General features: G+C 32.8%; 16 protein-coding genes. All 16 read left to right on the top strand.

What is annotated here, in order from left to right; translation table 11 throughout:
• The first annotated feature begins 5 nt into the window (after positions 1–5).
• The 16 genes from EDC18_RS08400 (at position 6) to EDC18_RS08325 (ending at position 20,501) form a co-directional block, all read left to right on the top strand.
• On the top strand, positions 6–2,546 hold the full coding sequence (locus EDC18_RS08400; RefSeq protein ID WP_132252151.1) for a phage tail tape measure protein: 2,541 nt from the start codon (positions 6–8) through the stop codon (positions 2,544–2,546).
• Positions 2,546–3,253, top strand: a complete 708-nt coding sequence (locus EDC18_RS08395; protein ID WP_132252149.1) for a distal tail protein Dit — start codon at positions 2,546–2,548, stop codon at positions 3,251–3,253. The genes EDC18_RS08400 and EDC18_RS08395 overlap by 1 nt, the downstream gene beginning before the upstream one ends.
• On the top strand, positions 3,253–5,151 hold the full coding sequence (locus tag EDC18_RS08390) for a phage tail spike protein (RefSeq protein WP_132252147.1): 1,899 nt from the start codon (positions 3,253–3,255) through the stop codon (positions 5,149–5,151). Before EDC18_RS08395 ends, EDC18_RS08390 begins: the two co-directional genes overlap by 1 nt.
• A 12-nt stretch (positions 5,152–5,163) precedes the next feature.
• Positions 5,164–6,204 (top strand): hypothetical protein, encoded by a 1,041-nt coding sequence (locus EDC18_RS08385; RefSeq protein ID WP_132252145.1) that lies wholly within the window; start codon positions 5,164–5,166, stop codon positions 6,202–6,204.
• A gap of 19 nt (positions 6,205–6,223) precedes the next feature.
• Entirely contained in the window at positions 6,224–7,870 is a 1,647-nt protein-coding gene (locus tag EDC18_RS08380) for a hypothetical protein (protein WP_132252144.1), read from the top strand.
• A 12-nt stretch (positions 7,871–7,882) separates the two neighbouring features.
• Complete coding sequence (locus tag EDC18_RS08375; RefSeq protein ID WP_132252142.1) at positions 7,883–8,284, top strand: phage holin family protein; 402 nt, start codon at positions 7,883–7,885, stop codon at positions 8,282–8,284.
• A 1-nt stretch (position 8,285) separates the two neighbouring features.
• Positions 8,286–8,978 (top strand): N-acetylmuramoyl-L-alanine amidase, encoded by a 693-nt coding sequence (locus EDC18_RS08370; protein ID WP_132252140.1) that lies wholly within the window; start codon positions 8,286–8,288, stop codon positions 8,976–8,978.
• Positions 8,979–9,052: 74 nt separating this feature from the next.
• Positions 9,053–10,339 carry a recombinase family protein gene (locus EDC18_RS08365; protein ID WP_132252139.1) on the top strand — a complete coding sequence of 429 codons (1,287 nt, stop codon included), beginning with the start codon at positions 9,053–9,055 and terminating at the stop codon, positions 10,337–10,339.
• Positions 10,272–11,612: a recombinase family protein gene (locus EDC18_RS08360; RefSeq protein WP_341472723.1), complete on the top strand. Its 1,341-nt coding sequence runs from the start codon at positions 10,272–10,274 to the stop codon at positions 11,610–11,612. Before EDC18_RS08365 ends, EDC18_RS08360 begins: the two co-directional genes overlap by 68 nt.
• A 272-nt stretch (positions 11,613–11,884) precedes the next feature.
• The gene (locus EDC18_RS08355) at positions 11,885–12,880 is read left to right on the top strand and encodes a hypothetical protein (protein ID WP_132252137.1); all 996 of its coding nucleotides are present in this window, start codon (positions 11,885–11,887) and stop codon (positions 12,878–12,880) included.
• A gap of 76 nt (positions 12,881–12,956) precedes the next feature.
• Positions 12,957–14,105 carry a DUF4268 domain-containing protein gene (locus EDC18_RS08350; protein WP_207669184.1) on the top strand — a complete coding sequence of 383 codons (1,149 nt, stop codon included), beginning with the start codon at positions 12,957–12,959 and terminating at the stop codon, positions 14,103–14,105.
• A gap of 151 nt (positions 14,106–14,256) precedes the next feature.
• On the top strand, positions 14,257–15,249 hold the full coding sequence (locus EDC18_RS08345; protein ID WP_132252135.1) for a hypothetical protein: 993 nt from the start codon (positions 14,257–14,259) through the stop codon (positions 15,247–15,249).
• Positions 15,250–15,513: 264 nt separating this feature from the next.
• Positions 15,514–16,824 carry a hypothetical protein gene (locus EDC18_RS08340; RefSeq protein WP_132252133.1) on the top strand — a complete coding sequence of 437 codons (1,311 nt, stop codon included), beginning with the start codon at positions 15,514–15,516 and terminating at the stop codon, positions 16,822–16,824.
• A 75-nt stretch (positions 16,825–16,899) separates the two neighbouring features.
• Positions 16,900–18,357 carry a copper amine oxidase N-terminal domain-containing protein gene (locus EDC18_RS08335; protein ID WP_132252132.1) on the top strand — a complete coding sequence of 486 codons (1,458 nt, stop codon included), beginning with the start codon at positions 16,900–16,902 and terminating at the stop codon, positions 18,355–18,357.
• Between the two features lie 417 nt (positions 18,358–18,774).
• On the top strand, positions 18,775–19,485 hold the full coding sequence (locus tag EDC18_RS08330; RefSeq protein ID WP_132252130.1) for an ABC transporter ATP-binding protein: 711 nt from the start codon (positions 18,775–18,777) through the stop codon (positions 19,483–19,485).
• A 2-nt stretch (positions 19,486–19,487) separates the two neighbouring features.
• On the top strand, positions 19,488–20,501 hold the full coding sequence (locus tag EDC18_RS08325; protein WP_132252128.1) for an ABC transporter permease: 1,014 nt from the start codon (positions 19,488–19,490) through the stop codon (positions 20,499–20,501).
• Positions 20,502–20,728 lie beyond the last annotated feature (227 nt).

Genomic DNA, 20,728 nt, shown 5'->3' with positions numbered 1-20,728 from the left:
TAAAAATGGCTACAAGTAACAATACGGTTGTTGCAAGAGTTGGACTAGACGATAAAGGATTTCAAAACGGGGTTGCACAAATACAAAGAAGTCTTAAAGTCGTAAAAAGTGAGTTTGCAGCTGCTAGCTCAAAGCTTGGAGACTTTGGCAAATCTACTGACGGATTAAAACTAAAAGCAGATAGCTTAAACAAGGAAATGGAGTTGCAAAAACAAAAAGTAGCAGCTCTAACAAAAAGCTATCAAGAAAGTGTAGATAAAAAAGGTGAAGATGCTAAGGCTACTGAAAACCTTAGAATCAAACTTAACTATGCAACAGCAGATCTTAATAAGTTAGAAAGAGAATTAGCAAATGTAAACAAACAAATAGAAATCCAGAGTAGCAACTGGACTAAGATGGGAAAAACCTTTGATGACATTGGAAGCAAAATGAAAAATGTCGGAGAGGGTTTTTCTAATGTTGGGAAAAAGTTATCTTTATCAGTCACAGCACCTATAGCAGCAGTTGGAACGGGACTAATAAAACTTGCTAATGATTTTGAAGATGCCAATAATACCATTCGTATAGGAACAGGTGCAACAGGGGAAGCCCTACAAGAACTCAATGAAGATTTCAAAGCTGTATACACTTCAGTTAATACAAATGTTGGTAATGCAAGTAAAGCCATAGCAGACTTAAACACAAGAACAGGACTAAGTGGAAAACCACTTCAAGAACTATCGACTCAAATGTTGAACCTAGCAAGAATTACTGGTGAAGATATAAATACCTTAATACCAGCAACCACTAGAATGTTTCAAGATGCAGGTCTTGGTGCAGAAGAGTATGCAGAGGCTCTAGATCACACCTTTAAAGTAAGCCAAAGTACGGGAATAGGAGTTGGTAGGCTTCAACAACTGATGACTCAATTTGGTGCCCCACTTAGACAAATGGGATTTGACTGGGAAACAGCAGCAGCTATGCTTGGTAAGTTTGAAAAAGAAGGGGTTAATACAGAACTAGTTATAGGTTCTTTAAGAACAGCACTTGGAAAGATGGCTAAAGAAGGCATTGAAGAACCTAATGAGGCTCTACAAGAACTAATTACAAGAATTAAAGACGCAGGAACAGCTGGGGAAGCCAATGCTATAGCATTAGAAATGTTTGGAACAAGAGCTGGTCCAGATATGGCGGCTGCCATTAGAGAAGGTCGGTTTGACCTTGATGAATTAATAGGAAGTATAAAGACAAGTCCAGAAACCATTAATCAAGCAGCAAAGGACACAGAAAAAATAACAGATAAGTTTGCTAAACTTAAAAATCAAATGGCTGTGGCATTAGAACCTTTAGGTAAAAAACTATTAGATGCCATAGAAGGGGCTATGCCTGCAATACAAAACTTAATACAAGGCATAACAAACATAATAGAAACATTTACGTCTCTAAGTCCTAACACTCAAGATATGATCCTTAAGTTTGCAATGTTAGCAGCAGCAATAGGTCCAGTGCTTATGGTTATTGGAAAGGTAGTATCCATTGGTGGTGCTTTATTTTCAACACTAGGGTCGGTAGCAACCGCTCTAGGTGCAGCAGGAGGGGCAAGTGGTGCATTAGGAGCAGCTTTTACAGCACTAACAGGACCAGTAGGCATAATAGTTGCAGCAGTTACAGGTTTAATTGCTATAATAGTCACTTTGTATAAAAACAATGAAGCTTTTAGAGAATCTGTAAATGAAATATGGCATCAAATAAAAGACATCATTGGTACAGTAATAGAAGCTATAAAAGTTATCTTTCAAGTGTTTATAGAATTTGCCTCTCTTATATGGAATCAATACGGAGAAGATCTAGTAGCCATTATTAGTTCAGCCTTTAATTATATATCTACGATTATAAATACTGTATTAACTGCTATACAAAATATCATAAAAATATTTACCAGTCTTATAAAAGGAGATTGGGAAGGTGTATGGAATGGTATAAAAGACTTTACCATAGGCTTACTTGATGGAATGGAAAATATTATAGGCGCAGCACTAAACCTAATAATTAGTATAGTAAAAATTCCCCTTGAAACCATTTTTACCATTGTATCAGGTATATGGGATGGTATTAAAAATGTCACGACTAATGTATGGAATGGTATTGGAAGAACCATTCAAGGTGTTATCAATGGGGTAATCAAAGGCCTTAATGTAATGATCAATGCGCTGAACAAGTTGAGATTTGACGTCCCTAGCTGGGTACCAGTCATTGGAGGGTCAAAGTTTGGTTTTAACCTATCCCCTATAAAAGAAGTAAACTGGTATGCCAAGGGTGGTATCTTTAATAGACCTAGCATTATTGGTGTTGGTGAAGCGGGAACAGAAGCCGTTGTACCTATAGACAGACTAGACGAGTTAATGGCAAAGGCAATACAAAAAGTCAGTGGTGGCATAGGCAATTCAAGTGGTATTAATCTTCATATAGAAAACTTTATTAATAACACCGATAAAGACATAGAGCAACTGGCATATGAATTAGAATTTTACAGACAAAGAATAACATTAGGAAGGAGTGGTGCTTAATGCTTAGCTTTAAATTTGGTAATAAAGACAGTTATTTAGACTTTGGTATTTCTATGGCAAAAAGACCTCTTCTTCCATCACCAAGTAGAAGAGTAACTTATATAGATATACCTGGACAAAGTTCAAGTTTTAGATACGATGAAAAAACCTATGAAGATATAACCCTTTTAGTAGAGTGTAGTATAAAATCAAAAGAAAATCTTATAAGGAAAATAGATGATGTTAAGGCTTGGCTATTTAATACTGGAGAAAGTGATTTAATCTTTAGTTTCCAACCAGATAAAAAATATATGGCTCAAGTGGTAAATGCCATTGATTTTACACAGGTCTTTAAATATGCGTCTAAGTTTCCTATCGTCTTTAATTGTAGACCCTTTAAATATGCAGTACAAAATAATCCCTTAATTATAGTAGAAAGTGGAACCACTCTATATAATCCTGGTAGCTTTGAAAGTCTCCCACTATTAACAGTATACGGGAATGGCAATATCAACCTAAATATCAATAATACTGAAATACAGCTAACAGAGGTCACAAATAGAATCATATTAAACTCTGAAATAGAAGCCTGTTATGACAACAATCATAACAGTTTAGATACCAAGATGAATGGGAAGTTTCCTATCTTAAAAAGTGGACAAAACACCATAAGCTACACAGGAAATGTGGATAAAATAGAAATACTACCTAACTGGCGGTGGTTATAATGATAACGGTTTATGATAAGAAAACCAATAAATACAATTTTAATAACAATGGTTTAGGGGTTCTTAATGAATGTATTAAAGCAGAGATCACAGAAGAACTTAATGGAGAATACAGTTTGTATCTTGAATATCCTACTGATACCAATAAGGCAAAACATTTAATAGAGTTTAATATCATAAAAGCGGGTGGTCAGTTATTTAGAATTTATAAAGTAGAAAGAGAACAAGAACTTATAAGAAAAATTAAGGTATGGGCAAGGCATATATTCTATGACCTTGCTTTTTATTATATAGAAGCAGTCAACCTACTTAACGCCAATATGAAAGAAGCAATAGAAGGAACCATTCCACCAGAAGCTCAAGGCATATTTGAAATGAATGGACCAGAGCGAAATATATATCCTGTAAAAATGAAAAATGTAAACGGTCTTGAAGGGTTATTTAAGTTATTAGAAATATACGGTGGAGAGTTGCTTCGTGACAATTTCAAAGTCACCATCATAGAAAAACGTGGTGAAGAAAAAAACACAGTGGTTAAGTATGGCAAGAACATCAAAGGGCTAAGAGCTATAGTAGATACAAGTGAATTTGCTACAAGAATATATCCAATAGGAGACAATAATTTAATTTTACAAGAAAGATTCATTGAAGCTGAAGGGAATATTGCTAATATCCTGCCTTACCCTATAACAAGAAAAGTAGAATTTAATGGCTGTAAGGACATAGATACCTTAAGAAATCTAGCCAAGGACTACATCAAAAAAGCATCAAATCCATTTATAAATGTTGCAGTAAATTTTTTAGATCTTAGTAAAACCAATGAATACAAGAACTATGAAACATTATTTCAGATGAACTTAGGAGATAGGGTAAAAGTAGAACACGAAAAGCTAGGAATCGCATCAGAACTAAGAGTCATAAAAAAGACTACAGATTTACTAAATCCCATAAATACAAAAATTGAACTAGGTAATCCCTTAAATACCATAATCAATCGATTAGACTTTTCAAGTATGCTAGAAAGGCTAGAAAACAAAATAGAAGGGGTACAAAATGCAGTGATTCTAAAGAAGAATCCTACTTCTATAAATATAACCTCTACACTATTTTATGAAGCCATCATAGTTGGTATATCAGCAGTAGCAGATACAAATCTTACTTGTAATATCATTATAAATGGATCTGCGTCTACAGATTTGACCTTGTATCTAAGGTTTTTATTAGATGGCACTTACTATGAATTTCAGCCAAGTCAAAAGCTAGCAACAGGAGAGAATATTATCAGTTTAACCTTACCAATGCCCCAAATTACAGCAGGCCAACATGTATTTGTGATAGAGATGAAAACATCTAATGGTGTCTTTGTAATAGATAAAAATAATTTACAAGTATTTATTGAAGGTAGGTTCTTAGAAAGTGGCTTAAGCCCAAGTTTGCCAAGGGCAGAAGTTATTCAAGGCATACTATACAGTTACTATTTAAACAAACTAAGGAACACTCTAGAAAATCTTAAGACGGAGATTACTATAAGTACCATAGAAGATGAAAAAACCAATTCAATTCAAAGGGTTACCTATGAAGAAGCTTTAATAAAAGAAGGTACCACTATAGCAACAAACAGTGCAATCCTAATGGAGACAGTAGGCATCAGTCAAAGAGCAAATGAGAATTTTTACTTAAACTTGATTAAAGATGAGTGGTTATATTGGTTTTATGAATTTACCTTTATAAACAACACCTGGCAGGTCATTCAATACATCACAATACAAGAAATAAAACCTATTACAGTAGGAGAAAGTGGTGTACCTCTTGGGAATGGTGCTTATTATTCGGTAGAGTTTTCTGATCCAACACAGTATAAAGGGTTATTAAGTTATACAGTAGAATTAATAGAGTAAGGGGTGATGGCGGTGGGGAAAATAGAAACTTTTGAGAGTCCAGAATTAATATATAACTTTACAGGAGATTGGTTAAGAACAACACAAAGAGCGTATCAAGGCAGTTTCTCTTATGGGAGTAGAAGTATTGGTCATAGCCAAGAAACCAATGCCTACTTAACCATCCATACAGACTATATTGAGTTTTATTGGTATGTGAGTTCTGAAGGTGGTTATGATTTTTTTGAGTTTTATATAGATGGCGAAATCAAAATAAGAGCTTCAGGCACATCGAATACTTGGACAAAGTTCTCTGAAAATCTGCCTAGAAGAGCATATACCTTTAGGTGGCGTTATGTAAAAGATGGCTCAGTAAGTCGTGGAGATGATAGGGCCTATATAGACAATTTGTTCATTAATGAAGGGGAGAAAAGATATTTTATAGAAGATGAAAATGTTCTTAAAGTTTGGTCTGAAACCCAAGAAAAGTATATGCCTGTAATAAATGACGAGGCAAAAACCTTAACAGCGAATGATTTATCAGAAGAAGTATTCCTACACTATGGAATGGAAGAAATTGTTCCAAGGAAAGAAGGTTTAGTAGATAGTCAGCCAAGAATACATTTTTATACAGATGAAGGAAAGGCAGTAGAAAACCCTAGTAATTACCGATTAAAACTAAAAGAAATGGTAAGCAGTTTACCTAAAGTAGTATGGGAAAATGTAGGCAGAACCTTAGAAGAAAAGATTGAGTCCATTATGATTGAAGATACTGTCAGTAACAATAGTACAATACACTATGCCTTAAGCAAAGACAAAGAAACTTGGTATGTATACGATCAAGAGTTAGAACAGTGGGAAGTTGTAGATATAAGCAATGAGTTGGATTTTGCTATTAAAGGTTTAAGAAGTAGCGATTTTCAAATGATACAAAAGGAAGCCTATGAAGCTTTATTTCAAAAAGGAGATTCATTATATATGGCCTATCGATTTTATAAAGTAGGGGCAACAGATGAATGTAAGTTTATAAGTATTAGAATTAATTATGTAGAACCTATCACTAAAGTGGTTTAAGAAAGGGGGTTCTTTTTTTATGGCAATAAAAGAAGTCATTAGTTATAACAAAGATTTAATAACAGGAGAAGTTCATAAAGAAGTAAAAACCAAAGAAGCTAAAGGCATAAAAGGAAAAGTCCTTATAGAACTTTTTAATGCTAAGACAAAAGAAAAAGTAAAGGAAGCTTATACAGAAAATATTATTCCAGATCTTATATTTAAAGACATTTTCTTAAGGTATTTCTCAGGAGATGTCTTAGGGATAGGAAATACAAATCATCATAACACCACTACCTTATTTAGCCATATATACCTAACAGACTCAACCAAACCAGAATCTCCCAATACAGAAAGAGTGGTTGGAAACATAATTGGGTACGCTCAAAGAGGCTCAACATATTCAGGTGTAGATCCTCAAAGGGGGACAATTAACTTATCAGAAACAAGTATGGAAATCAGAAACAACAAAGTAAGAGTGAATTATGTATTTGACTTTCCAACTCACGCTGCTAATGGGACCTTTGAGAGCATTTTTTGGAGTGATAGCTTAAATGGTTTACACGATCACTATATGGGACCCCCGGTATGTGGTAAATCTAGAACAGCTGCTACTGGATATTTAAATGCCACCAACACTTCAACAGTGGATGAGATAAAAGCAATTTATTGGGGCATACTCCACGTTTTCAACAATATGACTAGAGTTATCTTTACAGATTATCATAAAGGCTATGTATTGTTTAGTGGTTCAGATACGAATGCTACAAACTCTAGTTTTGTTCAATTCCCAGAGCATTTAAAAGGCCATCAAATCATATTTCCTTTTGACATCAATATGCTTAGTACAGGTTTTTTAGATTTTAGCAAAGGCATTGCTTTATTAGATGAATTAGGAGAACCTCTTCCTTGGCATATGATTTCAGGGGCAGTACCAGTTCTTAAAGATAATGGAGAGATAGATTATATTGTAGGCTTTTATAGAAGTAGCAATAGATTAACCCTATATAAATGGAGCAGTGTAGGTGTGTTACTTAGTAATGCTACCATTGAAAATATGGCCACAGAATTCCAAGATGAATATAGCACAAACTTTAATTATCGAAATGTATTCCTAGTACCAGCCTTTTGGGGAGAGCCTATTGAGTTGTATGGGAACCATTCAAGAACAGATCAAACAACCAATGAAATCATCTATAATAATAGATTGATTCGATTAAACTTAGATGGCACGGTACACAGTGAAGTAGATGTAAAACCTAGAATAGGCACATCTATGTGGTTTATGCAAAACGGTATGAATAGTGGCAATATAGAAAGAAGATGTCACTTAAATGGTTTTGTTCATAGAACTAAAACTAGAATTTACTTAAGATACAATGGGGTCAATGGAGGAAGCAGCTTTGTTCAAGTCATAACCCCTGAGGGGAATATAGTAGAGCCTTATAGGCCTATTGTAGATACTGGACCATTTTATAATCTTATTAACACAGATAAGTGGGTATATATGTACCGATATACTCATAGTTCTACTGCTACGATAGGGTTTCATTATAGTGCCTTATCGAAACCCTGTGGGGCTCATACAAAACTTGCAAGTCCTGTAGAGAAAACAGATGCCAATACAATGAAGGTACAATATATGTTTGAGATAGATTTAATAGATTATTTAAACGACAGATATTAAGGAGGTTTTTAGATGAAAGAGATTATTAACACATTGCAATTTATATTTACAGTCTTAGGGGCTAGTATAGGTTGGTTTTTAGGAGGAGTGGACGGGTTGGTGTATGCACTAATAACATTTGTAGTGATTGATTATATCACTGGGGTAATGGTAGCCATATTAGAGAAAAAGGTATCCAGTGAGATAGGTTTTAGAGGGATATGTAAAAAAGTACTTATATTTATCTTTGTAGGGGTTGGATTCATCATAGATTCCCAGATTATAAAAGACGGCAGTGCCATTCGCACCGCTGTTATTTTTTTCTACTTATCTAATGAAGGCATAAGTATTTTAGAAAATGCTACAAAGGTAGGTTTGCCAGTGCCTAAGAAACTAAAAGTAGTGTTTCAGGAACTAAAGAAGGAGGATGAGTAAAATGTATCGATTATGTTTTGACTATGGACACGGTGGAAGAGATCCAGGGGCAGTTTATAAAGGAAGAAAAGAATCAGATGATAATTTGTCTATTGGCTTAGAAGTAGCAAAAGCATTAAGGCAATATGGTATTGAAATAGATGAGACAAGAACCAGTGATGTGACTATGAATCTAAACCAAAGAAGTGCCTTTGCCAATATAAAAGACTATGATTACTTTATTTCCTTTCATCGAAATGCTTTTGTACCTGAAATAGCCAATGGTGCTGAAACCTATATATACACTAATACAACGACAAACTCTAGAAGCTTAGGTGAAAAAATTCAAATGGCTCTGGTTAAAGTAGGTTTTAGAGATAGAGGCGTAAAAACAGCAACCTTTCACGTATTAAAAGAAACCAAAGCACCAGCAGTATTAATAGAAATAGGTTTTATTGACAGTACAAAAGACAATAAATTATTTGATTCAAAAAGAAACGAGATCATTAAAGGTATTACAAAAGCCATCTTAGAACAACTAGGGATTGATGAAGTACCATCTAATATAGAAGAATCACCATCTACTGTAGAAGGCAAACAAACTTTTTATAGAGTAATGGCAGGTTCTTTTTTAGTGAAAGAAAATGCAAATAAGCAAGTAGAGAACCTTAGAAAAGCGGGCTTTGACGCCACTATTCTAGAGTTTCATAAGTAGCACATATAACTTGACTTCTATCAAAAACAGAGTGATTAATGGTACTAACCAAATGATAGAAAGGGGGCAAGGTAATGCGTGTAAGAATTATTGAACCAACTAAAAAGGTAGAAAATAAAAAACTAAGAGTCTGTGCTTATGCAAGGGTATCAACAGATAATACTAAGCAAGGTGAGTCTTTAGAAAATCAAATCACTTACTATGAAAGGCTTATCACTTCAAACCCAGAGTATGTGTTTGTCGGTATCTTTGCAGATAAGGGTATAACAGGAACAACAGAGAACAGACCAGAATTTAAAAGAATGCTAGACCTTTGTAGGGAGAACAAGATAGATGTAATCATTACAAAATCTATTTCAAGATTTGCTAGAAATACAGTAGTGATGCTACAACTGGTACGAGAATTAAAAGACTTAGGGATAGAAGTAAGATTTGAAAAAGAGAATATCAATACATTATCAGAGGACGGTGAGTTTATGCTTACGGTCCTCTCTTCTTTTGCAGAAGAAGAAAGTAGAAATGTCAGTGAGAACCTTAGATGGAGTGCTAAGAAAAAGTTTCAAAAGGGAGAACTAATAATTAATACAAATAGATTTCTTGGATATGATAAGGATGAAAAAGGTAATCTGGTAATTAATGAAGCAGAAGCCAAAGTGATTCAAAGGATTTTTACAGAGTATCTAAGTGGTAAAGGGGTCTTTACCATAGCCAAAGGATTAAATGCAGAGGGCATACCTACAGTTTCAGGGGCAAGATGGTATGAAAACACAGTCTTATATATCCTTAAGAATGAAAAATACAAAGGAGATGCCTTACTCCAAAAGTACTATGTGCCTGAGCATAAGAAGAAAAAAACGTACCTTAATAAAGGTCGGTTAGAAAGCTATTATATAGAAGATAACCATCCTGCCATAGTATCAAAAGAAATGTGGCATAAGGTACAAGAAGAACTAGAAAGAAGAGCAAATGAAAAAAGCATTGAGCGAGATACAAAGAAATACCTAAAAAGGTATCCCCTTACAGGAATGTTATATTGTAGCAAGTGCGGGGCAACCTTACAAAGAAGAACCTGGAACAGCAATCTACCAAGTAAAAAGATTGTGTGGCAATGTAGTAATTATATCAAAAATGGAAAAAATGCCTGCCGAGGAACAAAGATAGATGATGAGTTTGTAAGCAGGCTTAAGATAAAAGAAGAAACCATTGTTGAGGAGGTTATTAAAAATGGCAAAAAAAGTTACCGTTATACCAGCAAGAACAACCAATCAAAGTACAGCAGAGAAATTAGAACCAATGAAAAAGAGAATGGCAGCTTATTGCAGGGTATCAACAGACCAACTAGAACAATTATCAAGTTATGAAGCACAGGTAGCATACTACACCAACTATATAGACAATCACTCTGATTATGAACTGGCTGGAATATATGCAGATGAAGGGATATCAGGTACTAATACAAAAAAGAGAGAACAGTTTAATAGGATGATAGGGGACTGTAAGGCTGGAAAAATAGATATGATCATTACAAAGTCAATTTCAAGATTTGCAAGGAATACATTAGATACACTAAATTATGTAAGAAAACTTAAGGAACTGGGCATTGGGGTATTATTTGAAAAGGAAAATATCAATACACTAGATTCAAAAGGTGAAGTACTACTTACCATTTTAAGTTCACTGGCCCAAGATGAATCAAGAAGTATCAGTGAGAACTCCACTTGGGGCATAAGGAGGAAATTTGAACAAGGGAAAGTTATTTTAAACCATAAAAAATTCTTAGGATATGATAAAGATGAAGAGGGAAACCTTGTTATAAATGAAAAACAGGCCAAGATAGTTAGAAGAATTTATAAAGATTTCCTAAATGGAAAAGGTGCCAATAGAATAGCCAAAGAATTGGAAGAAGAGGGAGTGCCAAACTGGAATGGAACAACCAAATGGTATGTAAGTAGTATTAGAAAAATGCTAACCAATGAAAAGTACAAAGGAGATGCCATTCTTCAAAAGACCTATACAGTTGATTTTCTTACAAAGAAAAGGGTAGAAAATAAAGGTGAAGTACCAATGTATTATGTAGAAGAAAGCCATCCAGCTATTATAGATAAAGAAATGTGGGAAGCAGTACAGCTAGAGATGAAGAGAAGAAAAAACTATGTAGAAAGGTATGGACTAACCAAGATAGATTATTCTTGTAAAGAGAACCCCTTTGCCGGAAAAGTTATTTGTGGATGCTGCGGTAGTGTTTTTGGAAGGAAAGTTTGGAACTCAACAGATGAAAGACTAAGGCGATATATTTGGAGATGTAATAGAAAGTATGAGGTAAAGGGTAAAAAGATTTGTGATAATAAGCACATAGATGATAAGGTTTTGTATGAAGCGTTTATAAATACATTTAATATGATGTTAGAGAATAAAGATTATTTTAAACAGAAGTGGAAAGAGTATTTGGAATGTGATGATTTGCTAAAGAAGTATAAGGGAAAACAGTTTATAAAGGTCTTAGAGAAAGCTAGGCCACTAGAGAATTTTGATTTAGCATTATTTGAAAAGATGGTTGAGAAGATAATTGTTTTTGAAAATAAAACAATTAAGTTTAGTATGTTTGATGGTATAGACGTTGAATGTAAAATTTAATATAGAGTTAATTATTTTAAAATCCGATTAAAGTGTAAATAACTTTGGTCGGATTTTTTGTTTTTATATAGAATTATAAAATAATTATTGGTATAATTTAATTAAGATAAAAAATTGTCTATATTTTTAAACTCTGTTGAGGACCTATTAATTGTAAAAACCATACAAATAATCGGCTATGAACAGAAAGCTTTCATTGTATTTTTTTAGGAAAAGACTCTTATAAACTTTATTTAATAAAAAAGTGATTTAGTTAATGGCGAGGGATATATATGAAATATGGGGATAAATATAATAATTTAGTTGTTATAGGGAAAACAGTTAAGAAAAAGGGAAAAAGTTATCTATGGGAGTTTAAATGCGATTGTGGCAATACAGTTTATTATCGAGCATGTGATGTTAAAAGCGGTAGTACCAAGAGTTGCGGTTGCCTAAAATACAAAAGGTCTATTGTAGATGACATAACAGGTAAACTATATGGTAAACTGACAGTTATAAGAAAAACTGATAAAAAAACAGATGGTAGGTATCTTTGGCAGTGTAAATGTGATTGTGACAAGATTGTTTATGTTTCTGCAAGGGCGTTAAAATCTGGCAATACTAGCAGCTGCGGATGCAAGAAATACGATGATGCGAGAAAAGTTGATTATACGGGTAAACGATTTGAAAAATTAACAGTTATAAAAAGAGATGAAAATATTGCCAAATGGATTTGTAAGTGTGATTGTGGAAAAGAAATTATTGTATATGGTAATAGATTGAAAAATGGCAAAGTAAAAAGCTGTGGTTGTTTACCGAGTGAAATAATAATTAGAAGAAACAAATATGAATTATCTACTCATAGAATGACAGGAAGTAGGTTGTATAATATTTGGGATTCAATGAAGGCAAGATGTCTAAATTCTAACAGTAAAGACTATCATAATTATGGTCAACGAGGTATTACTATTTATGAAAAGTGGCTAAAATTTGAAAGTTTTATGGAGTGGGCTACAAAGAATGGTTACCAAGAAAAACTAACGCTTGATCGCATTGATGTAAATGGAAATTATGAGCCCTCTAATTGCAGATGGGTATCTACAAAAGTACAAGGAAATAATACAAGAGTGAATAGAAGGGTAACTATGAGAGGGAGAACACAGACACTATCACAGTGGGCAGATGAAATAGGTATTTCACCAAAAGCGTTACGTTATAGGATTGAAGCTGGATGGAAAGAAGAAGACATTTTTTCTCCAGTGGATAGTAGAAAGAAAAGAATTAAATAGGTGGCAATGAGGAATCTTTGGTATGTGTTATAATCGAAAAATGGAATAACTTACTATACATTGATGAGTTAATACAATGGCAAGAAAGGCTAGGTGTAAAATGTTTTTAATAGATAAAGAGAAGAATGAAGCGATTTCAATAAATAAGAAAACATTCCAAGAGCTTGATTTTAAGGAGAGAAAGCATCTTCAAGAATGGATTTGTAAAAATACAGATATGCTTGGCGAAAGGCTATTGATTATTCAAAAAGAATTTAGTGGGTTTGATGATACAAAGGAAAGATTGGATCTACTGGCTGTTGATGAAAATGGGAACCTAGTTATAATAGAGAATAAGCTAGATGATAGTGGACGTGATGTAGTATGGCAAGCTCTTAAATATGCATCTTATTGCTCAGGACTATCTAAAGCAGATATAAAGGATATTTTTCAGAAATATTTGGAGTTGCAAGGAAGTTGTGAACTTGCGGAGAAAGTTCTTTCTGAATTTTTAGGAGTAGAGGATTTTAGCGAAGTTGAAATTAACAGTGAGGATCAGAGAATAATTTTAATAGCAGCCAACTTTAGAAAAGAAGTCACATCTACGGTGATGTGGTTATTAGAGCATAATGTCAAAATTAAGTGCATCAAGGTGACACCTTATGAATTAAGAAATCAGGTACTCATTGATACAGAGCAAATAATTCCAATCAAAGATGCAGAAGACTATTTAATTAAAATAGCAAATAAGAAACAAGAAGAGTTAGTAAACAAAGAAAAAAAACAAAACAGACATACGGTTAGATTAAAATTTTGGAATCAGTTATTAAATGTTATGAATGAGAAGTCTGATCTATTTAAAAATATCAGTCCGTCAAAAGAAAATTGGATAAGCTGTGGATGTGGCTATAGTGGATTAGCATATGAATTTGTAGTAACATCAAATTATGCACGAGTTAATTTATTGATAAGTAAATTGACTCAGGAAGAAAATAAACAAATCTTTGACAAAGTAATTACTTATAAAAAAAAGATAGAATGTTCATTTGGAGATGAACTAGACTGGCAAAGGCTAGATGAAAAAAAGGCAAGTAGAATTGCTTATTATTTAAATGATGTTAATTTATTTGATGAAGAGAACTGGGATAGAATGATTGGGTTTATGACAGATAATATGGTAAAACTTGATAGGGCTATGAAGAGTGTACTCAGTGAAGTTTTTAATAAGAGCTACTTTAATCAATAAAATTTTTAACTGTCCAAGAAAAACAAGAATTCAAGTGGGTACAACTTTACGCAAAAGAGTTATTTTATGAAGTATTCGTTAAAGCGATATTTTGCGAACTATTAAGCGATAGGCAATTTTTATAGTTTGAATTAGTAAAAGGGGGATGTTTGTGATAATAACTAACGAAAAATTTGTTACAATAAGAGATCTAAGACAGGGCTTTTTTATCGGAATAGCTATTAGCTTTTTAGCTTCTATTTTGTTTATTAGTTTTCTCTTTTTTCAACATAAAAGTGATTTAACATATTTAAGTAGTGTTTTAAATAAAGTGCTGATAAATGATTATAATTACTTTTCGGAAATTGGAATTTATGATACTGCTAGTCTTGATAATATTAAAAGTAGTCTTGAACTTAAGCAATATTCTCCAGGGGATGAAAAATTTATAGTTAATATAAAGGAACACTTAGGAGAACAAGAAATTACTTTTTTAGATGAAATTATCAAGCTAAAGAACTTTCACTTATATTTTGACTACTCAGACTTGACATATCAAGAACTTGAAAATAAGATTAAAATAGGTACATATTGGATTGCCATAATCTGTATTTCAATATCAACATTAATAAGGATCCCAATTAGTGTCAGAGCTAATAAGAAAAGAAATCTAACGTATGAAGATGTGGATCTAGGGGTTGATATATCCATGAGTTTGTTGATATTAGCAGTGGTTTTTCTAGTTGGAAATGAAGTTTTAAAAAATTATACTATTAATCTTAGTGAGGTTTTAGATAGTTTCTACTCTTATGAAAAGAGTAGCTATATCTATTTCACTACATTTTTACCTTACACTATAAAAATCATTGTTGAAGTATTTACTAGTATTTCTTCAGTCATTGTTTTATTAATTGCTATATATGATAAAAAACAGCAAAGTAAGATTTCGGAGGAAGTTGGTACAAAAAAAATAGAGGGGCTATTTGATACCTTTAGAAAAGAGCTAGAAACTAAGATGGTATCAGAGTTAAAAAAAATGGAAGTGCAAGTTAATAATAGAAAAACAGAATTAGACGATTTTAAACGACATAATGAGATTTGTAAAAAATGTTGCGCTTCTATTGAATTAGTAAATAACATTTTGCTAAGAGATAAGAAAAAATGAAAAAATTGATTTAATGATTCTACAATCATAAAGGTATTTTTTTACTTGTTCGAAAAAGGGATGTTTGTGTGGACGTCGCAAAAGCGATGTTTTGGGAACACTTCGCAAAACAATCATTTTGAGAAGGTTCAAAAAAAGTAAAACAAGGATATTAATAACAGTAGAAAGGGTTACTAAAGAAATTAAGTACAACAACTTAGTATAATTTTAATGAATTAAATTTGAAAAGTTAATTTTAAAATTAAAATAAGATAGGAGGATTTTATGAAGAAATTATTAATTGTTTTATTCTTACTTGTATTAATGGCTTTTTCGGCATGTTCACAAATAAACCAACAGGATGCTAAAAGTGCAATATTAAATACAATAAATTCTCAAGAAGTAAAAGAAATTAAGTCGTTAGTCGATGAAGAAAGTGGGTATACATTAGGAAAATTAATTGATAGTAGTTTATCATCACCTACTTATGAGCTCTATGATCCTGCAAAAGATGGCAAGAAGTACGTTACAATTTCAGGAGTTTTAAATTTTAAAGGTGTAGACGTAGTTGCTACTCTCCAATATAAAAGTATTGGAGAAGGAGAATACGAATTTTATACGTTAGTATATAATGATATACCCGCAAATAACCTTGAAACTGTTGAATTCTTTCGATTTTTAAGAGAAAATGTTAAAGATGAAAAAGAAGTAATTACGGAGTCTAAAGTATTAAAAATCGATGATGTACATTCGGGTAATTCAGATGCATCAAACGAAGATGAATATGAAGAAGATTTGCCTGAGGGTGATGTACCTAAAAGTAATATTTTAACAATTTCATTACAAACAGAATTGAGGCGGTATGAATTTGGAAATATTGAGCAGTTTACGTATGATTTTAATGGGGATGGCGTAGATGACATAGTAGAGGTTTATTTTGAACAATATACTTTTTGGATTACTTTTATTGATGGGGCAACCAACATTGGTTATGTTGAAGAGTTCTTTCCACTAAATCTTTATGATGAAAATGGGTATGCACTATTTGATGCAGTTGAAATTGCTGTCTTAGATTTAGATTTTAATTATGATCTTGAAGTAATTATTGGAGCAGTTAATAATGGGTATGCAATGGGCGGTCTTGCGATAGCAGATTTTATTGATGGCTCAATTATAATTAATGATATTGAAGGCCAATATGAATTTGTCATAACAAATGATGGAAACATTATTGTACCATTTGGTTCGCAAGGTCTAGCAGATGTATATAGTTATTACTATGGAGATATTTATGATGCAGAGGGCAACTTATATAAAGGGATAAGTATAAACGATTATTTATATAACGATACAAACACACAACTTTTAAATATAAATGATGTAGTTAGGATGCGAGGGTATTTTTGCTATTTTTATGGGACGGTAACAGATGTATCAAATGGACAAGCTAAAGTATATTGGCAATTAATAACGGATGTATTAGGAGAAGAAATTTATGATGAATATCAAATCAATGTTGCTTCTATGGCTGCAGGTATTACAATGTATACAAATACTTGGGTAGATATTTCTGAGGTAGAAAAAATAAAGAACTAACTATAGTTATTGAGTAATAAGAAGAAAAAAATCTTCAATAAATACATTTCACATAAATTAAGGGGAGAATAAAAAATGAGAAGAATAATTTTTAAGATGATTGCTATTTTAACTGTATTATTAATTTCGTACATGCCTAACATAAGCGCTTCATCAGGTAATGTTAAAGTGAATATTGATGGCGCTGAAGTAAACTTTACAAGTAAAACAGGAATTCCATTTGTTGATATAAACGGTCGAACACAAGTACCTTTACGAATTTCAATGGAAGCAATAGGTGCTACAGTAGATTGGAATCAAGAAACAAAAACAGCTAGTGTAAGTAAAGGAAAAACATACATTGAAGTTCCTGTTGATAAAAATTATATTACAGTAAATGGAAATGTTGTCTTAAATGATACTGCAGCTGTTATTATTGATTCAAAGACTTATTTGCCAATAAGGGCCGTATTAGAAGCTTTAGGTGCTAAAGTAGGTTGGGACAATAATGCTCAAACAGTCATGGTGGATAGCAATGGAGGAGTTCATTATAGAAGCCCAGAAGAAATACCATACATAGATAGAATATGGGTTGATATTCCTTATGAAATCGACCAAAATTCAATTAATCAGCGTGTTTTAGAGTTGAATGAACAGAAAACACTCTTAGAAAGTGAGATAGAAGAAGCACATGCTAATGTAAATTATATGATTAATAAAAATGCGGGTGGTATAACTTCTTATTTAATTACTGGTGAGATTTTACTTGAGGATAGGGATTATTATATTGTTTCAGGTCAAGCCTACGGTATGGGAATTGGATTGCAAAAAGGAATAGTTAAAGTACTTAAACCTGCAAAGACACCTAATTTTAACATGTTTAGTGGAAATGGCTATTATATAGGATATGAATATAATAACCTATATGGAAAAATCGCTGTGTATAGTGGAGATAATGGAAGTAGCACTTTTAGTTGGTCTACTATTGAAGGTGCGATGGATATTAAAGCAGCTTTAGAGACTGAGTTAGACGAAACAGAAGAAGAAATATATAATTTAACAAAACCTAAAATTTGGGTTGATTATCCTTGTATAACAAATTTTAAAGAAAATACAAAGATGGTCCATAATTCTAATTTTTTCTATACTGTTAAAGTACCAGAAGGATTTGAAGTTTCTGTTGAACATAAAATCTATGATACAGAATATGTTACTTCAGAGTCAATGATTTTTATTTATCAAGAAGAAGATATGCAAGTTCAATATAGAATTAAAGATTATCATTTGACAGAGGCAGAGGTCAAAGAGTTTCTTAATAAAAGATTGTTGGATGGTTTCAAACGAAGCTATACTAAAATTGATGAGTTGATAAACGTGAATAATGGAGTTATGGATGCTTATTTACAATATAATGAGGATAGTAATCACCACTATGCATATATAGTTACTGAGAAGGGAGTAATTTCAGTTGATGTTGGAAATTGTGATAATGCGGATACATTATTTGAGATTATACATGGTATTCTAAACTATCCAGCTGTAATATATGGATGAAATAGTTTGTCATTAGCAAATGAAATTTGCTGGTGCAAAGCCTTTTTCTACTTGCTACTTTATATTAAGTTAAGTGGCTAAAAGTAATAATTATAGCCGCTTATTATCTATAAATATATTAAGTAAAGGGGGACAATAATATGCAAAACTCCATAATATGCGTATTAGTATCACCTTATAACCAACACACATGTTGAAACGGTTGTGTTGATAGAGAAGAAATAGACTGGGTATCAAAGGCTTTGAAGGATTTTAGGTAAGTATTAAAGTGTGTTTTATATTCCCTCAGACTAATAAGTTTGGGGGATTTTTGCGTTAAGGTATAGGTTTTGTGAAAAGAGTTAGTTCTAATTAATATTTAAACATATATAATAATATGTATGAAGTTTAATAAGTAAGCTGAAAGGGCTGAAATAAATGATAGAGATACGTAATATATCTAAGGCCTTTGGGAAAAAGCAGATTTTGAATAATATAAATTTAAGGGTTGAAAAAGGAGATCTTATTTGTCTATTGGGACCCAGTGGCGCTGGAAAAACTACATTGATTAGGTTGATAATTGGTGCTATAAATGGAGACGAAGGTGAAATCTACATAAGAGGTAATAAAATGCCTAATTTAGAAATTCTTAAGGATATTGGCTTTATGCCTCAGAATGAAGCATTATATAACGATATATCGGGTCTTGATAATTTGAGATTTTTTGGTGGTCTCATGGGGCTTAAGGGTGAGGGACTCCATAATTCAATAAAAGAGATATTAAAGCTAGTTAATTTAGAGGACGATGCAGCTAAGATCGTTGATAACTACTCTGGAGGTATGAAAAAAAGACTATCCTTAGCTATAGCCCTCCTACATGATCCTGATATTTTGATATTAGATGAGCCAACAGTAGGGATTGATCCTGTATTGAGGAAATCAATATGGCAGGAGTTTAACAGGTTAAAGGAAAATGGGAAAACTATTATAGTTTCAACACATGTAATGGATGAGGTGGAGAAGTGTGAACATGCAGCCATTATATATAACGGTATCTTAATTGCTTATGGAGCAGTGAAGGACTTAGCTGCAAGAACACAATCTGGCTCAATTGAAGAATTATTCTTTACGGCTAATGGAGGTGTTTAATTATGTTTAGTCTTATCAAAAGGATTATAAAGCAAGTAAAAAATGATAAACGCTCCTTAGCTCTAATGCTCTTTGCTCCCCTTATGATATTGACCTTAATAAATCTATTATTAGGGGATACTAGCTATACCCCTAAAATAGCTATAGTAGAAGGGCCAGCAGCAATAATTGAGGCGCTAAGTGGGAAGGATACCAATATTGCTGTGATAGGTGAAAACATCAATAAGGAAGAATTTTTAAAAAAAGGTAATGCAGACGCTATACTTACAATAGATAAGGAGGGGATTCAAATTCTCATGTATGAGCCCAGTAGCGTTAAAACTGAGCTTGTAGTTAATGTAACTACTGAGGCATTAGGAGGCTTAGAATCTAAGGCACCAATGGAGGTGGGGTTTATTGTAGGAAAAGTAGGCTTATCAAGCTTCAATAGCATGGGCTACATTTTTTTAGGAATACTTTCATTCTTCTTTGTTTTCCTAATAGCAGGAATATCCTTTGTAAGAGAAAGAACTACAGGTACGCTAGAGAGGCTGATGATTACCTCAATTAAACGAAGAGAGGTTATTGGCGGATATACTATAGGGTTTGGAATTTTTGCAGCCCTTCAGAGTGTAATGATTACCCTGTTCGTAAAATACGTATTAAAGATAGAATTTAATGGGTCTGTAGCATTGACCTCAATCATCATGATATTATTAGCAATAGCAGCTGTTTCCATAGGTGCTTTTGCATCAATATTCGCTAATAATGAATTTCAAATCATACAATTTGTTCCCGTAGTAATATTACCGCAGGTTTTCCTTTCTGGACTAATACCCATTGACACAATTCCCTATAATCTTGGTAAGTTAGCTTATATTACTCCAATATATTATGGCTGTAGTGCAATTAAGCAGGTATTACTCTACGGTAAAGGAATAGGGGATATATTATTTTATATAAGTATGCAAATTTTCTTCGTGATATTGTTTTATTTAATCAACACTATGGCTTTAAAAAGATATAGGTTATTATAAATAATATCTTTGCGTAGTATTATCAATTCAATGCCGAAACACATGTAGAGAGTGTAGCGTTGATGTCTAAAAGGTAAAGTCCAGAAGACCTTGCAAATTCTAGGTTTATAAGCTTCTAAAATAGAAAAGTAATTTTGTCTATCGACTTATACCCTCGATATGTATTCATAGAAACATATCGGGGGTATAAGTCGAGAAAAAAATGAGCCCCAAATTGGATGGGGTTG

This window comes from Natranaerovirga pectinivora (assembly GCF_004342165.1).
GTDB classification, from domain to species: domain Bacteria; phylum Bacillota; class Clostridia; order Lachnospirales; family DSM-24629; genus Natranaerovirga; species Natranaerovirga pectinivora.
Note: the sequence above shows the minus strand (reverse complement) of the source record. Positions and strands in the feature narration are given on the sequence as shown.